This window comes from Streptomyces sp. NPDC048650, assembly GCF_043199095.1.
Taxonomy (GTDB): Bacteria; Actinomycetota; Actinomycetes; order Streptomycetales; family Streptomycetaceae; genus Streptomyces.
On sequence record NZ_JBICVM010000017.1, the window covers coordinates 81020 to 98782 of the forward strand.

The 17763-nt window shown below is 69.3% G+C and carries 20 protein-coding genes and 1 pseudogene; 11 read left to right on the forward strand and 10 right to left on the reverse strand.

All coding sequences use genetic code 11. The annotated features are described in order from the left end of the window. Positions 1-146: 146 nt before the first annotated feature. Both ACGFML_RS33265 and ACGFML_RS33270 read left to right on the forward strand, forming a co-directional pair. Complete coding sequence (locus tag ACGFML_RS33265) at positions 147-827, forward strand: response regulator transcription factor (protein WP_046927718.1); 681 nt, start codon at positions 147-149, stop codon at positions 825-827. A 6-nt stretch (positions 828-833) separates the two neighbouring features. Beyond that, positions 834-2081, forward strand: coding sequence for an ATP-binding protein (locus tag ACGFML_RS33270; protein WP_393549366.1), 1248 nt, complete (start codon positions 834-836; stop codon positions 2079-2081). 57 nt (positions 2082-2138) lie between these two features. On the opposite strand, the gene ACGFML_RS33275 is transcribed toward ACGFML_RS33270, so the two are convergent. Both ACGFML_RS33275 and ACGFML_RS33280 read right to left on the reverse strand, forming a co-directional pair. Continuing rightward, a complete protein-coding gene (locus ACGFML_RS33275) occupies positions 2139-2657 on the reverse strand; it encodes a GtrA family protein (RefSeq protein WP_393549367.1) in 519 nt (172 codons plus the stop codon). 166 nt (positions 2658-2823) lie between these two features. Further along, positions 2824-3255, reverse strand: a complete 432-nt coding sequence (locus ACGFML_RS33280; RefSeq protein ID WP_393549368.1) for a protease inhibitor I42 family protein — start codon at positions 3253-3255, stop codon at positions 2824-2826. A gap of 164 nt (positions 3256-3419) precedes the next feature. On the opposite strand from ACGFML_RS33280, the gene ACGFML_RS33285 reads away from it, so the two are divergent. The 4 genes from ACGFML_RS33285 to ACGFML_RS33300 all read left to right on the forward strand — a co-directional run bounded on the left by ACGFML_RS33285 (position 3420) and on the right by ACGFML_RS33300 (position 7603). Further along, positions 3420-4550, forward strand: coding sequence for a 5-(carboxyamino)imidazole ribonucleotide synthase (locus ACGFML_RS33285; protein WP_393549425.1), 1131 nt, complete (start codon positions 3420-3422; stop codon positions 4548-4550). Then, positions 4547-5086, forward strand: coding sequence for a 5-(carboxyamino)imidazole ribonucleotide mutase (purE, locus tag ACGFML_RS33290; protein ID WP_393549369.1), 540 nt, complete (start codon positions 4547-4549; stop codon positions 5084-5086). The genes ACGFML_RS33285 and purE overlap by 4 nt, the downstream gene beginning before the upstream one ends. Next, positions 5083-6264, forward strand: a complete 1182-nt coding sequence (locus tag ACGFML_RS33295; RefSeq protein ID WP_393549370.1) for a dipeptidase — start codon at positions 5083-5085, stop codon at positions 6262-6264. Before purE ends, ACGFML_RS33295 begins: the two co-directional genes overlap by 4 nt. 100 nt (positions 6265-6364) lie before the next feature. Further along, positions 6365-7603 (forward strand): dipeptidase, encoded by a 1239-nt coding sequence (locus ACGFML_RS33300; RefSeq protein ID WP_393549371.1) that lies wholly within the window; start codon positions 6365-6367, stop codon positions 7601-7603. Between the two features lie 47 nt (positions 7604-7650). Here ACGFML_RS33300 and ACGFML_RS33305 read toward each other — a convergent pair whose 3' ends face one another. After that, entirely contained in the window at positions 7651-8025 is a 375-nt protein-coding gene (locus ACGFML_RS33305) for a VOC family protein (protein ID WP_393549372.1), read from the reverse strand. A 74-nt stretch (positions 8026-8099) separates the two neighbouring features. Between ACGFML_RS33305 and ACGFML_RS33310 the strand changes: the two genes are divergently transcribed. Beyond that, positions 8100-8654: a CGNR zinc finger domain-containing protein gene (locus ACGFML_RS33310; RefSeq protein WP_393549373.1), complete on the forward strand. Its 555-nt coding sequence runs from the start codon at positions 8100-8102 to the stop codon at positions 8652-8654. A 7-nt stretch (positions 8655-8661) separates the two neighbouring features. Here ACGFML_RS33310 and ACGFML_RS33315 read toward each other — a convergent pair whose 3' ends face one another. Next, positions 8662-10002, reverse strand: a complete 1341-nt coding sequence (locus ACGFML_RS33315) for a UDP-glucose dehydrogenase family protein (protein WP_393549374.1) — start codon at positions 10000-10002, stop codon at positions 8662-8664. A gap of 197 nt (positions 10003-10199) precedes the next feature. Here ACGFML_RS33315 and ACGFML_RS33320 point away from each other — a divergent pair, with 197 nt between their 5' ends. Beyond that, the gene (locus tag ACGFML_RS33320; protein WP_393549375.1) at positions 10200-11375 is read left to right on the forward strand and encodes an acyl-CoA dehydrogenase family protein; all 1176 of its coding nucleotides are present in this window, start codon (positions 10200-10202) and stop codon (positions 11373-11375) included. A 197-nt stretch (positions 11376-11572) separates the two neighbouring features. On the opposite strand, the gene ACGFML_RS33325 is transcribed toward ACGFML_RS33320, so the two are convergent. Next, positions 11573-12751, reverse strand: coding sequence for a tyrosine-type recombinase/integrase (locus tag ACGFML_RS33325; RefSeq protein ID WP_393549376.1), 1179 nt, complete (start codon positions 12749-12751; stop codon positions 11573-11575). A 134-nt stretch (positions 12752-12885) separates the two neighbouring features. Between ACGFML_RS33325 and ACGFML_RS33330 the strand changes: the two genes are divergently transcribed. The 3 genes from ACGFML_RS33330 to ACGFML_RS33340 all read left to right on the forward strand — a co-directional run bounded on the left by ACGFML_RS33330 (position 12886) and on the right by ACGFML_RS33340 (position 14206). Then, positions 12886-13428: a hypothetical protein gene (locus ACGFML_RS33330; RefSeq protein WP_393549377.1), complete on the forward strand. Its 543-nt coding sequence runs from the start codon at positions 12886-12888 to the stop codon at positions 13426-13428. An 83-nt stretch (positions 13429-13511) separates the two neighbouring features. Then, positions 13512-13682: a helix-turn-helix domain-containing protein gene (locus ACGFML_RS33335; RefSeq protein ID WP_393549378.1), complete on the forward strand. Its 171-nt coding sequence runs from the start codon at positions 13512-13514 to the stop codon at positions 13680-13682. Then, positions 13679-14206, forward strand: coding sequence for a hypothetical protein (locus tag ACGFML_RS33340; protein WP_393549379.1), 528 nt, complete (start codon positions 13679-13681; stop codon positions 14204-14206). Before ACGFML_RS33335 ends, ACGFML_RS33340 begins: the two co-directional genes overlap by 4 nt. A gap of 441 nt (positions 14207-14647) precedes the next feature. Here ACGFML_RS33340 and ACGFML_RS33345 read toward each other — a convergent pair whose 3' ends face one another. The 5 genes and pseudogenes from ACGFML_RS33345 to ACGFML_RS33365 form a co-directional block, all read right to left on the reverse strand. Further along, positions 14648-14842 (reverse strand): hypothetical protein, encoded by a 195-nt coding sequence (locus ACGFML_RS33345; RefSeq protein ID WP_393549380.1) that lies wholly within the window; start codon positions 14840-14842, stop codon positions 14648-14650. Beyond that, the gene (locus tag ACGFML_RS33350; protein WP_393549381.1) at positions 14842-14976 is read right to left on the reverse strand and encodes a hypothetical protein; all 135 of its coding nucleotides are present in this window, start codon (positions 14974-14976) and stop codon (positions 14842-14844) included. The genes ACGFML_RS33345 and ACGFML_RS33350 overlap by 1 nt, the downstream gene beginning before the upstream one ends. Before the next feature lie 877 nt (positions 14977-15853). Next, positions 15854-16702 (reverse strand): helix-turn-helix domain-containing protein, encoded by an 849-nt coding sequence (locus tag ACGFML_RS33355; RefSeq protein ID WP_393549382.1) that lies wholly within the window; start codon positions 16700-16702, stop codon positions 15854-15856. Between the two features lie 9 nt (positions 16703-16711). After that, entirely contained in the window at positions 16712-17230 is a 519-nt protein-coding gene (locus ACGFML_RS33360; protein WP_393549383.1) for a DUF6879 family protein, read from the reverse strand. Further along, positions 17211-17476, reverse strand: a pseudogene (locus ACGFML_RS33365) (hypothetical protein). The gene ACGFML_RS33360 and the pseudogene ACGFML_RS33365 overlap by 20 nt, the downstream one beginning before the upstream one ends. Positions 17477-17763 lie beyond the last annotated feature (287 nt).

Genomic DNA, 17763 nt, shown 5'->3' on the forward strand with positions numbered 1-17763 from the left:
CTCACACTGTCGCCGGGAACCGTCGGATGCCCCGGCCTTCGCCCCGGTGTGCGGCTCGCGGGGGCGGCCCGCAGCGGAACGGCCGGTCGTCGCCCGTACGTGCTGGTCCGCCCCTGGGTCAGGCCACCTCGGACTACCATCGGCGCATGACCCGTGTACTGCTCGCCGAGGATGACGCGTCCATCTCGGAGCCGCTCGCCCGCGCACTGCGCCGCGAGGGTTACGAAGTCGAGGTGCGCGAGGACGGCCCTACGGCGCTCGACGCCGGTCTCCAGGGAAACATCGACCTGCTCGTGCTCGACCTGGGGCTGCCCGGCATGGACGGCCTCGAGGTCGCCCGCCGGCTGCGCAACGAAGGCCACTCCTTCCCGATCCTGGTGCTGACCGCACGCGCCGACGAGGTGGACACCGTCGTCGGCCTGGACGCCGGCGCCGACGATTACGTCACCAAGCCCTTCCGGCTCGCCGAACTCCTGGCCCGCGTGCGGGCCCTGCTGCGCCGCGGTTCCACCGCCGAGCCCCAACAGCCCCCCGCCACGCACGGCGTCCGGATCGACGTGGAGTCCCACCGGGCATGGATGGGCGACGACGAACTCCAGCTGACGGCAAAGGAGTTCGACCTGCTGCGGGTCCTGGTGCGGGACGCCGGCCGGGTCGTCACCCGCGACCAGCTGATGCGCGAGGTCTGGGACACCACCTGGTGGTCGTCCACCAAGACGCTCGACATGCACATCTCCTGGCTCCGCAAGAAGCTCGGTGACGACGCCGCCAACCCCCGCTACATCGCCACCGTCCGCGGTGTCGGCTTCCGCTTCGAAAAGAGCTAGGGGCCCGTGCGCCGCCGCCTGATCAACTCCACGCTCGCCGTGGTGCTCGTCGTCATCGCCGTCTTCGGCATCTCGCTGGTCATCGTCGAGACCCGCACGATCCAGGCGGGCGCGCAGGAGAGCGTGGCGTCGGAAGCGGTCCGGCTGGTGGGGATAGTCGAGAGCCGGCTGGGCAGCGGCGAGAAGATCACCCCGGAGATCCTCTCCGAGCAGATCACCGCCCACCGGTACGCGGAGATCCGGGTGCCGGGCAAGGCGTCCATCGAGATCGGGCACCGCCCGTCGGGCGATGTGATCGAGTCGGAGGTCAAGGGCGACCGCGGCGAGGCCGTCATGGTCCAGGAGTCCCGCTCCACGGTCAGTGCGGAGATCGGCCGGACGCTGCTGGTCATCCTGGCCGTCGCGCTGCTGGCGATCATCGCCGCCGTCATCCTGGCGGTACGCCAGGCCCGCCGCCTGACCGCTCCGCTCACCGACCTCGCCGAGACCGCCGAACGGCTGGGCTCCGGCGACCCCCGCCCCCGCCACCGCCGCTACGGCGTCCAGGAGCTCGACCGCGTCGCCGATGTGCTGGACGCCAGCGCCGAGCGGATCGCCCGGATGCTGACCGCGGAACGCCGCCTCGCCGCCGATGCCTCCCACCAGCTGCGCACGCCGCTGACCGCGCTGTCCATGCGGCTGGAGGAGATCACGGTCACCGACGACCCGGACACCGTGAAGGAGGAGGCCACCATCGCGCTGACCCAGGTGGAGCGGCTGACCGACGTCGTCCAGCGGCTGCTGACCAATTCGCGCGATCCGCGCAGCGGCTCGGCGGTGGCCTTCGACCTGGACGAGGTGGTCAAGCAGCAGGTCGAGGAGTGGCGGCCGGCCTACCGCAGCGCCGGGCGCGCCATCGTCCGCTCCGGGAAGAAGGCGCTGCGCGCCGTGGGCACCCCGGGCGCGGTCGCCCAGGTGCTGGCCACCCTGATCGAGAACTCCCTGATGCACGGCGCCGGAACGGTCGCGCTGCGTACCCGGGTCACCGGCAACCAGGCGGTCGTCGAGGTCACCGACGCAGGCCCGGGAGTGCCGCCGGACCTCGGCTCGCGGGTCTTCGAACGGACCGTCTCCGGCCGTAACTCCACGGGGCTGGGCCTGGCTGTCGCCCGCGATCTGGCGGAGGCGGACGGCGGGCGCCTGGAGCTGCTCCAGCAGTATCCGCCGGTCTTCGCGCTGTTCCTCGCGCGGGAGGCGGAGTCCGTCGAGGACTGATCCGTCGGGGGCCGATCCGGCGAGGAGCGGGGCGCCGAGGAGTGCGGCGCCGTTCCGTCACCTGCGGGAGGCGCTCCTGGCCCTGGCCGGGCGGTCGGCGCCCTCGGCCAGGAACGACTCGGCGGTCTCCACGGCCGCCCGCGCGGGCAGTGCCTGGAACACCCAGGTGCGGTAGGACCAGAAGCGGAAGAGCGTGGCGATGCCGATGCCGACGAACTTGAAGACGTTGCTCTGCAGCGGGGTGTCCCAGCCGCAACCGTACGTCGCGGCGTAGAGCACGCCGTTCTCGATGACCAGGCCGACGACGCTGAACAGCAGGAAGAGCGTGAGCTCCTTGGTGCGGCCCTGTTTGTCGCGGTCGCGGTAGGTGAAGTAGCGGTAACCGAGGTAGTTGGTGCCCGTCGCCACGACCGTCGCCACGATGCTGGCCCGGACGACCGGGATCTCGGTCAGGTGTCGTACGAGGTTGAACACCACGAAGTTCACGACGACACCCGCACCGCCGACCGCGCCGAACTTCACCACTTCCCGGGTGAGCGCCTCCAGCCTCGACCGCAGCGCGCTCCGTTCACTCATGGTGATCGTTCAGCTCCTGTCGTGGCCGGAAGTCCGCGGCCGTCAACCCTGGCCCGCTCCCTCATGCTAACCACGGGTATCACGCGGTGTCCGCCGACGGCCGACTCCGGTCACGGCCCGGCCCGCCGGGGGCCTCGGGCGGACGGTTCCGGGCCCGGGCGGCCCCTCAGTGGACGGTGACGCGGAAATTGAGGCTCCGGGCGCCCTCCTCGTCGGCCGCCCCGGGGGCGCACCGCCGGCAGCGCAGCAGCCGCAGGTCCGTGCGGCCGGTGCCGGTCGCCCCGAAGTCGAAGTAGCGGGAGCCGCCCGCGCCCGAGGGCGGCTTCTCGTCCGCCGCCAGGTGGCTTCCCGCGGGCTCGACCACGGACGGATCGGGACGGGGGCCCGCGATGATCCAGTGGCGGCCGTCGGCCGGGTCGTCCGGCACCCGGACCGCGAAGTGCTCGCCGGCCCCGACGGATATCTCGGTGCTGCCGGCGTCGTAGATCTTCGGCCCGGACAGCTGGCTGAGCACGGAATGCACCGCGATCAGCAGCGCGGCGATCGCCACGGCGATCACCAGCAGCCGGGAGTTCCTCGATATGCCACCGCTCCCCATCCGGTCTCTCCTTCGTCGTGCGGTCCGCGGCCCCGTCGCTCGTCGCGGGCCGGTCCTCGGCGGTCATGGTCGAACGACCGTATTCAGAGGATCGTCCAAGCGGGGGTTCGGGGCGGAGCCGAGGTGCGGATACCCTGGGGAGCGTGACGTTCCCGGTAGTCGGCATGGTCGGCGGCGGTCAGCTCGCCCGTATGACCCACGAGGCGGGTATCCCCCTCGGCATCAAGTTCAAGCTCCTCAGTGACACTCCGCAGGATTCGGCGGCCCAGGTGGTCAGCGATGTCGTCATCGGCGACTACCGCGACCTGGAGACGCTGCGCGCCTTCGCTCGTGGCTGCGATGTGATCACTTTCGATCACGAGCACGTCCCCACCGAGCACTTGCGGGCCCTGGAGGCCGACGGTATCCCCGTACGGCCCGGCCCGGACGCTCTGGTGCACGCCCAGGACAAGGGGGTGATGCGCGCGAAGCTGGACGCGATCGGCGTGCCCTGTCCGCGGCACCGCATCGTCTCCGGTCCCGAGGACGTGGCGCGGTTCGCCGAGGAGGGCCAGGGGTTCCCGGTGATCCTCAAGACGGTCCGAGGGGGGTATGACGGCAAGGGCGTCTGGTTCGTGCGATCCTCCAAGGAGGCCGCCGAGCCGTTCCGGGCCGGAGTGCCCGTGCTGGCCGAGGAGAAGGTCGACTTCGTGCGGGAACTGGCCGCCAACGTCGTCCGCTCGCCGCACGGCCAGGCCGTCGCGTACCCGGTCGTGGAGTCGGTCCAGGTCGACGGCGTCTGCGACACCGTGATCGCCCCGGCGCCCGGCCTGTCCGCCGATCTCGCGGCGCGGGCCCAGCAGCTCGCCCTGCGCATCGCCGACGAGCTGGACGTCACCGGCCATCTCGCCGTCGAGCTGTTCGAGGTCCGGGGCGCCGACGGCGGGTCCGAGGTCCTCGTCAACGAACTCGCGATGCGCCCGCACAACTCCGGCCACTGGACCCAGGACGGCGCGATCACCTCGCAGTTCGCCAACCACGTCCGCGCCGTACTGGACCTCCCGCTGGGTGACCCGCGCCCGCGCGCCACCTGGACGGTGATGGCCAACGTCCTCGGCGGCGACTACCCCGACATGTATACGGCGTACCTGCATTGCATGGCACGGGATCCGCAGTTGAAGATCCATATGTACGGAAAGGACGTGAAGCCCGGCCGCAAGGTCGGTCACGTCAACACCTACGGCGACGACCTGGCCGACGTGCGTGAGCGCGCCGCGCACGCCGCCGGCTATCTGCGAGGAACGATCACCGAATGACCTCTTCCGCGAACCCCGTGATCGGCATCGTCATGGGCTCCGACTCCGACTGGCCCGTCATGGAGGCCGCCGCCCAGGCCCTCACGGAGTTCGAGATCCCCTACGAGGTCGACGTGGTCTCGGCGCACCGGATGCCGCGCGAGATGATCGCGTACGGCGAGGAGGCCGCCGGGCGCGGCCTGAAGGCGGTCATCGCGGGCGCCGGGGGAGCCGCCCACCTGCCGGGGATGCTGGCCTCGGTCACCCCGCTTCCGGTCATCGGCGTACCCGTCCCGCTGAAGTACCTGGACGGCATGGACTCCCTGCTGTCCATCGTGCAGATGCCGGCCGGGGTGCCGGTCGCCACGGTCTCGGTCGGCGGCGCCCGGAACGCCGGACTGCTCGCCGCCCGGATGCTCGCCGTGTCCGACCCCGAACTCCAGGACCGGATGCGGGAGTTCCAGCAGGAGCTGAACGACCAGGCCACCGAGAAGGGCAAGCGGCTGCGCAACAAGGTCGCCGCCCCGGCCGGTTTCGGCTTCGGCGGCGGTAAGTGAGCGCCTCGGCGGCACGGGACCTGCTCGCCCGCTGGCCGGTCGTCGACGGCCACAACGACCTGCCCTGGGCGCTGCGCGAGCAGGTCCGCTACGACCTCGACCGGCGCGACATCGCCGAGGACCAGTCCGCGTTCCTGCACACCGACATCCCCCGACTGCGCGCCGGCGGCGTCGGCGCCCAGTTCTGGTCCGTCTACGTACGGTCCGACTACGTGGGCGACACGGCGGTCAGCGCCACCCTGGAACAGGTCGACGCGGTACGGCAGCTGGTCGACCGCTACCCCGGTGACCTGCGCCTGGCGCTCACCGCCGACGACATGGAGGCGGCCCGCGCGCAGGGCCGGATCGCGTCCCTGATGGGTGCCGAGGGCGGCCACTCCATCAACAACTCGCTGGCCACGCTGCGCGCACTGCACCAGCTGGGGGTGCGCTACCTGACGCTCACCCACAACGACTCGCTGGCGTGGGCCGACTCGGCGACCGACGCGCCGCGGGCCGGCGGCCTGAGCGCCTTCGGCGAGGAGGTGGTCCGCGAGATGAACCGCCTCGGCATGCTCGTGGACCTCTCGCACGTCGCCGCCGAGACGATGCGGGACGCCCTCCGGGTCGGCCGGGCGCCGGTGATCTTCTCGCACTCCTCCGCGCGCGCGGTCTGCGACCATCCGCGCAACATCCCCGACGACGTCCTGGCCCAGCTACCCGCGAACGGCGGCATCGCGATGGCCACGTTCGTCCCGAAGTTCGTGCTGCCCGCGGCCGTGGAGTGGACGCAGCGCGCCGACGCGAACATGCGCGCGCACGGTCTGCACCACCTCGACACCACCGAGGCGGGTATGACGGTCCAGCGGGCCTTCGAAGCCGCCCACCCGCGCCCGATGGCCACCGCCGCGACCATCGCCGACCACCTCGACCACATGCGCGAGATCGCCGGCGTCGACCATCTCGGCATCGGCGGCGATTTCGACGGCACCGCCTTCACCCCGGCAGATCTGGCCGACGTCGCGGGCTACCCGAACCTGATCGCCGAGCTCCTGGACCGCAAGTGGTCCGAGGCCGACCTCGCCAAGGTCACCTGGCAGAACGCCGTCCGCACGCTGCGCGCCGCCGAGGACGTGGCGCGCGAGGAACAGGGCCGGCGCGGCCCCTCCCACGCGACGATCGAGCAGCTGGACGGCTGACGGCCGGGCGCCGCGCGCTAACCCGTACGCATCGCTCACCGCGAACCGTACGGGTCCGCGTGCGACGGTGGCGTCACCATCGTCCACCAGGAAGAACGCCATGGCCGATCTCGCCCCTGCCGAGCTGACCGACCCGACCGGCGCCCCCGAGATATCCGACGCCGCGGACCCCGACCGGCTGCCCCCGGGCCCCCGGCCCGGCGCCGCCCCGGAAGCCGAGCCCGACGGCCCGTTGCCGCTCGGTCTGCGCGGCCCGGTCGCACGGGCCCGCGCCCTGCTCGCCGCGCACCCCGTCGTCGACGGCTGCAACGGCCTGCCCTGGGCGCTGCGCCAGCGCACCGGCCACGACGTGGCCCCCGGCCAACGCTTCGACCTCGACCACGGCGAGACCGGTGTACGCACCGACATCCCCCGGCTGCGGGCCGGCGGCGTCGGCGGCCAGTTCTGGTCCCTCCACGTGCCGTCCGAACCGAGCGGCGACGCCGCCCTGAGCGCGACGCTCGAACAGATCGACCTCGTCCACGCGCTGGTGCGCGCGCACCCCGCGGCACTGCAACTGGCGCTCTGCGCGGACGACATGGTCGAGGCCCGCAACCAGGGCCGGATCGCCTCGCTGCTCGGATCCGCCGACGGCCACGCCATCGACAGCTCGCTGGGTGTACTGCGGTCCTTCCACCGGCTCGGCGTGCGGTCCCTGGCGCTCACCGCCGACCGCAACACCCCCTGGGCTGACTCCGCGACCGACGAGCCGAAGGCCGGCGGGCTGACGCCGTTCGGCGAGGAGGTGGTCCGCGAGATGAACCGCCTCGGCATGCTCATCGATCTGTCCTGGACCTCCGTCGACACCATGCGGCACACCCTGGACGTCACCAGGTCCCCGGTGTTCCTGTGCCGCACCGCGGCCCGTACGCTCGCCGGTCACGTCCGCAACGTCCCCGACGAGGTCCTCTCGCTGCTGCCCGGCAACGGCGGCGTCTGCATGGTCACCTTCACCCCGGAACACCTCACCGACGGCAGCGACCCCGCCTCGGTGGGCGACATCGCCGACCACCTCGACCATGTGCGCACGGTGGCCGGACCGGACCACATCGGCCTCGGCGCCGGGTTCGACACCCATCCGGCCACCGCCCACCGCAGCCCCGTGCCGGACGTCGCGGGCTATCCGCTGCTGATCGCCGAACTCATCGACCGGGGCTGGTCGTTCCGCGATCTGGCCGGTCTGACCTGGGGCAATACGCTCCGGGCGCTGCGCGCCGCGGAGTCCGTCGCACGCTCGGTACAGGGCCGCCGGGCCCCGTCCACGGCCACCATCGAGCGGCTGGACGGGGAGCGGAGCTGACCAGCTGACCGCACGGGGCGGCCGCCGGCCCCGCTGCGGCCGGCGGCCTACTTCATGCAGAGGCAGAAGGGGTGGCCGGCCGGATCGAGGTAGACCCGGAAGTCTCGCTCGCCGTCGTCGGGCCGGACGAGCTTCGCGCCCAGCCGGATGACCTTGGCCTCGGCCTCGTCGATGTCGGCGGTGCGCACGTCGAAGTCGAGATGGAGCTGCTGCGGCTGGTCCTGGCCGGGCCACTGCGGCGGCCGGTACCTCTCGTCCACCCGCTGGAAGGCGAGGCGGCGGCCGACGGGCCCGACGACCTCGACCCACTCCGCGTCGTCCGCGCCGTCGACCTGCCAGCCGAGCACCTCGGCGTAGAAGGCGGCGAGCGCCTGCGGATCGGGACAGTCCAGCGCCGTGACGCCAAGTTCGATCAGAGCCATGGCGTTACCTCCTCAGCGATTCAACGGGTAACTGCGTTACTGCATGATGGCGCCCTGCCGGTAACGTGGCAAGGGTGGCCGACCGAACAGCTCCGGATGCACTGCTTCTGGTGCAGGACCTGGTGAACACCCTCGATGTCGAGACGGGGGAGGACGCCCTGACCGCCGAGGGCGGGCCGGCGGCCTTCCTCCGCGCACGCGGCGTACCGGAGGCGGCTCCGGAGGAGGGGGAGTCGGCCGCGCTGCTGGAGCTCCGGGAGGCGCTGCGCGCGGTCTGCCTGGCCCATACGGCCCGGCGAGAGGTGGGCGAGGACACCGCCCGGACACTCGACCGGCTGCTCGGCCGCGCGCCCCTGGTGCTGGCCGTCGGGCCCGACGGCGGCGCGGCGCTCCGCCCGGCCGCCGCGCTCCGCGGCACCGCGCGCCTCACGGCCCTGATAGCCGCCGGCATCGCGACCGCGGCCGCCGACGGCACCTGGACGCGGCTCAAGGCGTGCGAGGCCCATGACTGCCGCTGGGTCTTCTACGACAGGAGCCCGGCCGGCCGCAGCCGCTGGTGCACCATGGCGGTCTGCGGCAGCCGGGCGAAGATGCGCAGCTACCGTGCCCGGCGCGCCGAGCCGTCGTGAGCGGGTGTCACGCCCGCGGGCGGCCCAGCGCCCGGTAGGTCCATCCGGCCTTGCGCCACAGCTCCGGATCGAGGGCGTTGCGGCCGTCCAGGATGCGGCGCTCGGAGACCACCTCGGCCAGCGCGGCCGGGTCCAGCTCCCGGAACTCGCGCCACTCCGTCAGATGCAGCACCACATCGGCCCCGCGCACCGCATCCAGCGCGCTCTCGGCGTAGCCCAGGGTCGGGAACAGCCGGCGTGCGTTCTCCATCCCCTTCGGGTCGTACACCGTCACCTGCCCGCCCTGGAGATGGATCTGCCCGGCGACATTGAGCGCGGGCGAGTCCCGTACGTCGTCCGAGTCCGGCTTGAACGCCGCGCCCAGTACGGCGACCCGCTTGCCCAGGAAGCCGCCGCCCACCGCATCCCGGGCCAGCTCGACCATGTGGCCGCGGCGCCGCATGTTGATGGAGTCGACCTCGCGCAGGAACGTCAGCGCCTGGTCCGCGCCCAGCTCACCGGCGCGGGCCATGAACGCCCGGATGTCCTTGGGCAGGCAGCCGCCGCCGAAGCCGATGCCGGCCCGCAGGAACTTCTTGCCGATCCGCTCGTCGTGCCCGATGGCCTCGGCCAGCTTGACCACGTCGCCGTCCGCGGCCTCGCACACCTCCGCCATGGCGTTGATGAACGAGATCTTCGTGGCCAGGAAGGAGTTGGCGGAGGTCTTCACCAGCTCGGCGGTCGGGTAGTCCATCACCACGAACGGCGAGCCCTCGGCGATCGGCGTCGCGTAGATCTCCCGCAGCAGCTCCTCGGCCCGCTCGCCGGCCACGCCGGCCACGATCCGGTCGGGGTGCAGGGTGTCCTGGACGGCGAAGCCCTCGCGCAGGAACTCCGGGTTCCACGCCAGCTCGGCGGCCTCCCCGGCCGGGGCCGCGGCGGCCAGGCGCTCGGCGAGCCGGGCCGCGCTGCCCACCGGCACCGTCGACTTGCCCACGACCAGCGCAGGCCGGGTCAGGTGCGGGGCCAGCGCATCGAAGGCGCTGTCCACGTACGACATGTCGCAGGCGTACTCGCCGTGCTTCTGCGGGGTGTTCACGCACACGAAGTGCACATCGCCGAAGGCCGCGGCCTCCTCGTAGGAGGTGGTGAAGCGCAGCCGCCCGCTGGCGCCCTCGATGCCGGCGACATGGCGGCGCAGCAGCTCCTCCAGCCCCGGTTCGTACATCGGGACCTCGCCCCGCTGCAGCATCTCGATCTTCTCGGGCACCACATCCAGGCCCAGCACCTCGAAACCCAGCTCCGCCATGGCGGCGGCGTGGGTGGCACCGAGGTAGCCGGTGCCGATCACGGTGATCTTGAGGGCCATGAACGCTCCAGACGCTGACGAAGAAAATGGCGCTGACCGAGCATAGTCGCGCCCTCGGCGGCCCGCCCCGGTCGTGCCGGGCCGCGCTGGGCGGCTGTCGGGAACCTCACGTATCCGAGAGCCGTCAGGCACCCTAGAATCCGAGGACGTAACAGGTTACTTAACAGTAGTTAGCACTCATAGGGGAGTGAGAAACCTTGGCGGGAACCGCTGATTTCGATCTGTACCGGCCGTCGGAGGAGCACGACATGCTCCGTGAGTCGGTGCGTGCGCTCGCCGAGGCGAAGATCGCTCCGTTCGCCGCGGCGGTGGACGAGGAGGCCCGCTTCCCGCAGGAGGCGCTGGACGCGCTGGCCGCCAACGACCTGCACGCCGTCCACGTACCGGAGGCGTACGGCGGCGCGGGTGCCGACGCGCTGGCCACCGTCATCGTCATCGAGGAGGTCGCCCGCGTCTGCGCCTCGTCCTCCCTCATCCCCGCCGTCAACAAGCTCGGCTCGCTCCCGGTCATCCTCTCCGGCTCCGAGGAGCTGAAGAAGAAGTACCTGGGCCCGCTCGCCAAGGGCGACGCGATGTTCTCGTACTGCCTGAGCGAGCCGGACGCCGGCTCCGACGCGGCCGGCATGAAGACCAAGGCCGTCCGCGACGGCGACTTCTGGGTGCTCAACGGCGTCAAGCGCTGGATCACCAACGCCGGCGTCTCCGAGTACTACACGGTGATGGCGGTCACCGACCCCGAGAAGCGCTCCAAGGGCATCTCGGCCTTCGTCGTCGAGAAGGGCGACGAGGGCGTCTCCTTCGGCGCCCCGGAGAAGAAGCTCGGCATCAAGGGCTCCCCGACCCGCGAGGTCTACCTCGACAACGTCCGCATCCCCGCCGACCGCATGATCGGCGCGGAGGGCACCGGCTTCGCCACCGCCATGAAGACCCTGGACCACACCCGCATCACCATCGCGGCCCAGGCGCTCGGCATCGCCCAGGGCGCCCTGGACTACGCCAAGGGCTACGTCCAGGAGCGCAAGCAGTTCGGCAAGCCGATCGGTGACTTCCAGGGCGTGCAGTTCATGCTCGCCGACATGGCCATGAAGGTGGAGGCGGCCCGCCAGTTGACCTACGCCGCGGCGGCGAAGTCCGAGCGGGTCTCGGGCGGCGGCAAGCACGAGGACCTCACCTTCTTCGGTGCGGCCGCCAAGTGCTACGCCTCGGACGCGGCCATGGAGATCACCACGGACGCCGTCCAGCTCCTCGGCGGTTACGGCTACACCCGCGACTACCCGGTCGAGCGGATGATGCGCGACGCCAAGATCACGCAGATTTATGAAGGTACGAATCAGGTGCAGCGGATCGTGATGGCCAGGAACCTGCCGCAGTAGGGTTTTCGCAGGTCAGGGGCCATCTTGGGTGGTCCGGGAGCCGTGATCGGCTTCCGGACCGTTCGAGTCCGTTTCGGGCCGATCATGGGCGTTATGCTGGGGGAATCCTGGGCTGACGCTGGGCGGGAAACCGCCTCTCACCTGCATAAACACGACGGCCCCCGGCGCTCTGCCGGGGGCCGCTCGCATGGGCTCTGTCAGGCGACTTCCGCCTGTCCTTCCGTGGGGTCGTCCGCGCCGGGCGTCAGCATCGTTGCGATGGCCGCGCGCCCGCGCTGCTCGGCACCTTCAAAGATGTAGTGGTAGTGCTCGCGCAGCACGTCCGTACTGCTGTGGCCCATCCAGTCGGCCACGTCGTTCTCGGGGACGCCCGCGTACAGGAGCCGTGATCCGTAGTAGTGCCGCATGGAGTGCGGCTTGCAGTACGACACCCCTCCCTTGGACAGGGCCACCATCCAGATCTGCCGGTAGAAGTACGAGGCGTACAGGTACCCGGTGCGTGTGACGTTAGGGAACAGCAGACGTTCCGGCCCCCATACGCCGTGGTTCTTGATGTGCCTACGCAGCTCGAACGCCACATTGGGCGGCAGCGGCACCACCCGGCCGGGCTCTTCCTCGTCACGGGCCTTGATGTGCCGCCGCTGTAGCGCGCTGTTCTTGCCGGACTCGGTTTCGCCGTCCTCCGCGATCTGGAAATCAACGCGTAGGAATTCGGCCTTGAAGTCGATCTGATCCCGCGAGACGGCCATGGCTTCCCCGAGCCGGAGCCCACACCCGGCCATCAGCCACAGCATCGCTCGATACCGCGCCGGAGCGCCGTCGAGCATGGCCAGGACTTCCTTTGTGGTGAGGCGCCGGGCCTTGCTCTTGTGCTCGCGGATCTCCTTGGCGCGGCTCCCCGCGTGCTTGATCTTCTTGCACGGGTTGCGCCCGATGATCTCGTTGACGACGGCCCAGTCCATCATTCCGGAGAAGAACGAGAACCGCTGACGGCGAGTCCGCGCGGACAGCTTGCGGTCCGTCTCCATCCACAAGAGCCACTGCTCAATGTCCGCCACCTTCAGGGACGCGATGGAGCGGGCCTTGAAGAATGGTTCGAGCGTCGTGTTCTGGATCGAGCGGTACTGCTTCTTCGTGCTGTTCTCCAGCTTCCTTTGATTCGTCCACTGCTCCCACACCGCCGTTACCGGCTGCTTGCCCAACTTGTCGTCCAAGTAGGTCCCGGCGTCTAGCTCCTGCTCCTTCCGCTTCCGGTGGTCGTCGGCGCGCTTCTTGGTCTCGAATGACTTCTGCCGCTGCTTGCCGTCCGGGTCGTACCAGAAAGTCGTCCACTTCTTCGGGTCGTCCTTGGAGCGCGTTACCCATGCCCTTGCCACGTGCGTGCCGGCCTTTCTCCTCGCGAATGGGCCGCCCCCGTGTCGTCCGTGGCTGCCCTGGCGCCAGTCTGTATGTTGACCACCCTAGGTTGTCAACACAGGGTGGATCACCCCGGGTGGTGTATGGTAGGGGTATGCGAGCAGATGAGAGCGGATTCGAGATCGCCCAGCAGCACGGGGGCTGGGTGGTCCGGATGTGGTGGCCTGTCGGGCCGATTACGGGGGGTCCGCAACGCGTGACGGTGGAGCCGGCCGATGACGCCGAGCCCCGCGACGTCGTGCGTGGCATCTCAACGACCGTTCTCCGCAGGCTGGATATCGCGGCTGCGATCAACCTGGCCAAGATGGCTCCAGAAGCTCAGCAGACCCTGCAGGATTACGCACAGAGGCTCAGCGCCTCGGCGGAGGCCGCTGGGCAACTGCTGGCTGCTGAGGGCGTCTCAAAGAGGTACTTGGCGACGTTGGCCGCGACGTACGCGGCCATGGCCGACAGTGGGGCCCCGGCCCCGGTCCCGTGGCTGGCTCGGCTGATTGAGCGTCGTCCGGAGACGATTAAGGATCACTTGAAGAAGGCGCGGCGGGATGGCTACCTAGGCACCGTGGCTGGGAAGGCCGGGGGAGAATTGACCGACAAAGCCAAGGCGGTGCTGGACTCTCTGGTGACTGAGGACCGTTAGCTGGTTTCAGTGCAGGTCTCAAATTCCATAATTCTCAACTGCCCCCGAGGTGACTCGGGGGTTTTGTTTTCCTGGAGGTCCTAATGGTCAAGCTGTTGACGGTTGGCGAGGCGGCCGAGTTCCTGGGCAAGCCTCGGAGTTGGGTTTACGACAACTGGAAGCGCGAGGAGATCCCGTTCCGGAAGGTCGGCCAGTCGCTCCGGGTTCGCCCCAATGAACTTGACCGCTGGTTCGATGCGCGCGAGGGCCTGTGAGCTACCGGTTCGCGAAGGTCTACCGGCCAGAGCACTCGAACCCCGCGATCGGGAACGCGGTGCTGCACCTGGAAACGCGCATGTGGCTGCTCGCCCTCGACCGGATGCAGAGGGGCGGGCATGCACCTTTGGGTTCAGGCGAGTTGCAGTTCATATTGACCAACGAGAAGGGGGAGCCGTACAACCCGAGCCGCTACCGTCAGGCCCGCTGCAACTTGATCAAAGCTGGACAGCTTGCCCCTTCGGCGTCGACTCGGTGTCTGCTGATTCCGTCCACCGTGGCAGCGATGGATGCGCCGTCGAAGAAGCAGCGGGAGGAGTGCGCCACACATGGGCACAACATTCCGTGGGACGGCGACCGTGGCGATTGGATGTTCAGCACGCCGAGCGACTCCCAGCGCTGGGAGGCGGAGTGCGACAACATCGCCAAGGGCGGGAGTCCATTTCCCTCCGGGGCCTGGGCATGTGCCGTGCGGATGCGCGCGGAGCGGGGCGTTAACGAAACTGCGGCCTCGGCCGCTTGATGCCAAGGGTGAGTTCTACGGCTCTTCTTAAATAAGGGTTGATGCCGGGGCGAGCAGATGTGAGCACCGGGATCAGTTTCATAGATGAGATCAGATCAGGTCGTCCCCTTTTGGGGAGGGGGCGGCCTATTCTTGTTGAAAAGTTCATACCCGTACACGGTCAGAGGAAGGCACCCCCGGTGGGTCCTCATTGCTTTCCGATACTCATTACCCCCGTCATCTCATTCAAGAGAGTAATGTTCATCCTCGACGCCTACCGCCCCACGCCCGAGCGGACCCCGGTCTCGGCACTGATACCGAGCGATCGGCCGCTCCCGGCCCTGCTCTGGCCGGCAATCCGTTTCGTGCCCTGCTCTGACCCCCGAAGCAACCAAGGAACGCCTCTGCAAAGGAACGCCCCTGCCAAGTGACAGGGGCGTTCCTTTGCTTGGGCAGTCCCACTCAGACAAGGGTGATTCCGGCCTGAGCCTTGATGGTGTCCACGGCCTCTTGAGTGAGCCAGCGAAGGGGGACCACAGTCCACCTGTCGCCCTTGCGCATGACCACGGCGTTACCGTCCCTGGTGCGTCCGACGTGAATGAATCCGTGGTCACGCCGCAGGTCTTTCGCCAGGTTCTCGCCGTGGATCACGGGCATTACTTCCCTTCGCGGTCCTCGTCGTCGGCCATGCTGCTGTGCACGTCCCCGTTCTGAGAGACGCGGGTGTCAGGATCAGTCGCCTGGTCCTGGTTGGCGTACGGGTCCCAGTTGTCTTCGTTCTTCTGCCCCATTTTCGCGCACTCCTTCCTGTCGAACACTGAGGCGGCACGGGGAGTCGGTTCCCGAGCCGTGGTGCAGCCCACCTCGACTGCTAGCCCTTCCTGTTGCTGAGCGATCGGGGCTGGGGTTTTGGGTGCTTCGGCTTCCCTGGGTCCGAAGCGGTTGCCCTCACTGCCCAGGGCAGCACCCCAGTTAAGGGGCGGACCGGGGCGAGAGCCTGAGCACGTCAACTCAGACGGGACACGACCTGTCCCTACTCATGGCTTGTCCGGTCGGGGGCTATCCGGCTGTCCGCCACGGGGCAGCGGGCACGCCGGAGCTTTGGAAGGTCAGAAACTCTCAGCGTGGTGCCTGGGGCCCTCATCGGCGTTCTCCGGGGCGACCCGCGCCAGCGGCAGAGCTTCGAGGAGCTTGGCAGCCGCGCCGACTCGCAAGGCGCCCCCATCCACGTACGCGCGCCCGTTGCCAGTTACCCGGCCGCGCACTTGCGATACGTCATCCTCAGAGAGCCCGGCACGGATGAGGGCGGCCCGGACAAGCGCCGCAATGTGGTCCACCTCGGCGCGTGCACTCTTGTACTGCGCCATGGGGATCACAAGCACCGCCGCCTCTTGTGAGGGTGACTCCGGATCTCTACGTTCACGTCCGAGACCTTGGACATGTTGCCCTTGGCCCGTGCCTCACTACGTTCTTCGCTCAACGCCTCGCACACATCGCAGCCCGGTACCGGGGGCGGGTCACTGTCAAGCCTCAGCGGCAGTTCAACGGGCGGAGCGGGATACGTCGTTGGGTTGGTCATGGGTGGACCCCTAGCGTCGTCCTGATGCCGACCACGCTAGGGAGAGCGGAACCTCAACTCATAGGCGATTGCACGAGGTTGCACGTCAATCACCCGAGGGCATCCAGGGCCGATGTGATCAGCACACGAGCGGGAGTCCCGTAGACCGCCAGCGCTGCGAGTTCCGCGAACGTCTGGGCGTACAGGGCTATCTCGCTGGGCTGCGTGATCGTGAGGTATCCAGAGATCAACTCGACGTTGACCTGCGCCGTGTCATAGATCCAGAACCCCTCGGCCGGCCAGCGCTCCCGATCCGGCTTCATGGGCAGAACTCCCAAGCTGACATTGGGAAGTGAGGCAATCGAGACCAGGTGGCCAAGCTGTCCGGCCATGACCTCAGCGCCGCCGATCCCGGCTCGCAACACCGACTCCTCAACGAGAAACGCAAACTGCCGGTCGCCCTCGTACAGGACCCGCTGACGTTCCATCCGGGCGGCGACCGCTTCGACTACGTCGTCCACCAGGCCGCGCCGCCGCTGGATCGCTTGCAAGGCTGCTGTCGTGTACGGCTGCGTCTGGATCATGCCGGGCACAAGCCAGGAGGAGTAGGAGCGGAAACGGCGGGTGCGCTGGTACAGCGGTAGGCGGGCCTCCTGGGTCTGCTTGAGCCCTGCCCGCTCCATGCGTCGCCAGCCGACCCACATTCCTTCGGCCGTCCGCAGCATGGCAATCAGGTCTTCGGTCTGGCCCTCGGCCCCGCACGCCCGGCACCACGCCCGGATGTCGTCGGCGGACGGAGGCGTACGGCCGTTCATGATCCGGGACGACTTGGACCGGCTCCACTCGCAACGATCAGCAAGTTCGGCCCCGGTCAGCCCGGCATCCCGGCAAAGCTCCCCGAGTCGATCCGCGAGAGCCTGCCGGGCCTCCTGGGCACTGGACGAAGCAGAGACAGCCATGGTGCGCGATCAGCTCGGCCGGTACTCCGCGTGAGGAATCGCGCGCTCCCACGCCGCCTCGTACGCCGTGACGTACTGCGCGGCCAACGCCGGTTCGTGCAGAACCTCCATGCGCGGGCCGGTCCACTGACCCTCGCCGCTGAAGTGGTGAAGGATCACGGTTTCCTCGTCCATGACCCACCCGTCCAGCGCGGGGAGCAGCAGATCACGCGCCCGCGAGCGAGGCAGCCAACGCACGTCCTCACCCGCTGCGACGTTCGTGAACGTGCCGTCGTACTCGTACCGCACGTAGTCACTCAGCGGCTCGGAGACCACGCGCAGCCGCCGCATGACCACACCCCGGCCGGTCGTCTCGGCCACCACGTCCAGCCACGGGCGCCACCACGATTCACGGTCGGCCGGGTCGTACCGGTGCCCCTCCTGCCAGCGGATGAACTCGGGGTCGTCCCGCATGTAGCTGTCGCGCATCTCAAGGTGCATCGCTGAGCGCTGCGCCTTCGCGAGAGCTTCACGAACCGCTGTTGCCACCGTTGTCCTCACTGTCCGGGCGGGGGATGAACTGGAGCATGTTTGCGGGCAGCCGGATCACGGTCTCGTGGTCCGGACGTCCGTGGAGTGACCGGGCACCGAGCCGACTTCCTGTGCCTGCCGGACGGTCTCCTCGTCCGCCTTCCATGACTGGATGATCAGGTCGCCGGTTGTGTCGTCCAGCCAGATCGTGGGCGAGCCGTCATCGGGGGTGTTGGGCCAAATCCCCAAGAACTTTAGGGCCATTGGGCACTCCTCTACCGAGTCGGTTGCACGGATGTGCACGAGCCTGATCAGGGGGAACGCGCTAGCGACGCGGTGGCGATCCTGGGGGAATCCTGGGGAGGACCCCTTCAGGAGGGGTATCCGTGCAGGTCAGAGCCGTATGGCCGGTAAAGCACCCAGATCTACGAGGGCACCAACCAGGTCCAGCGGATAGTGATGGCGCGGAACCTGCCGCAGTAAGCAGGCCGGAGCGTCCGAAGGGGCCCGTACCGCGTCCGCGGTACGGGCCCCTTCTCCGTCCGGCGGGC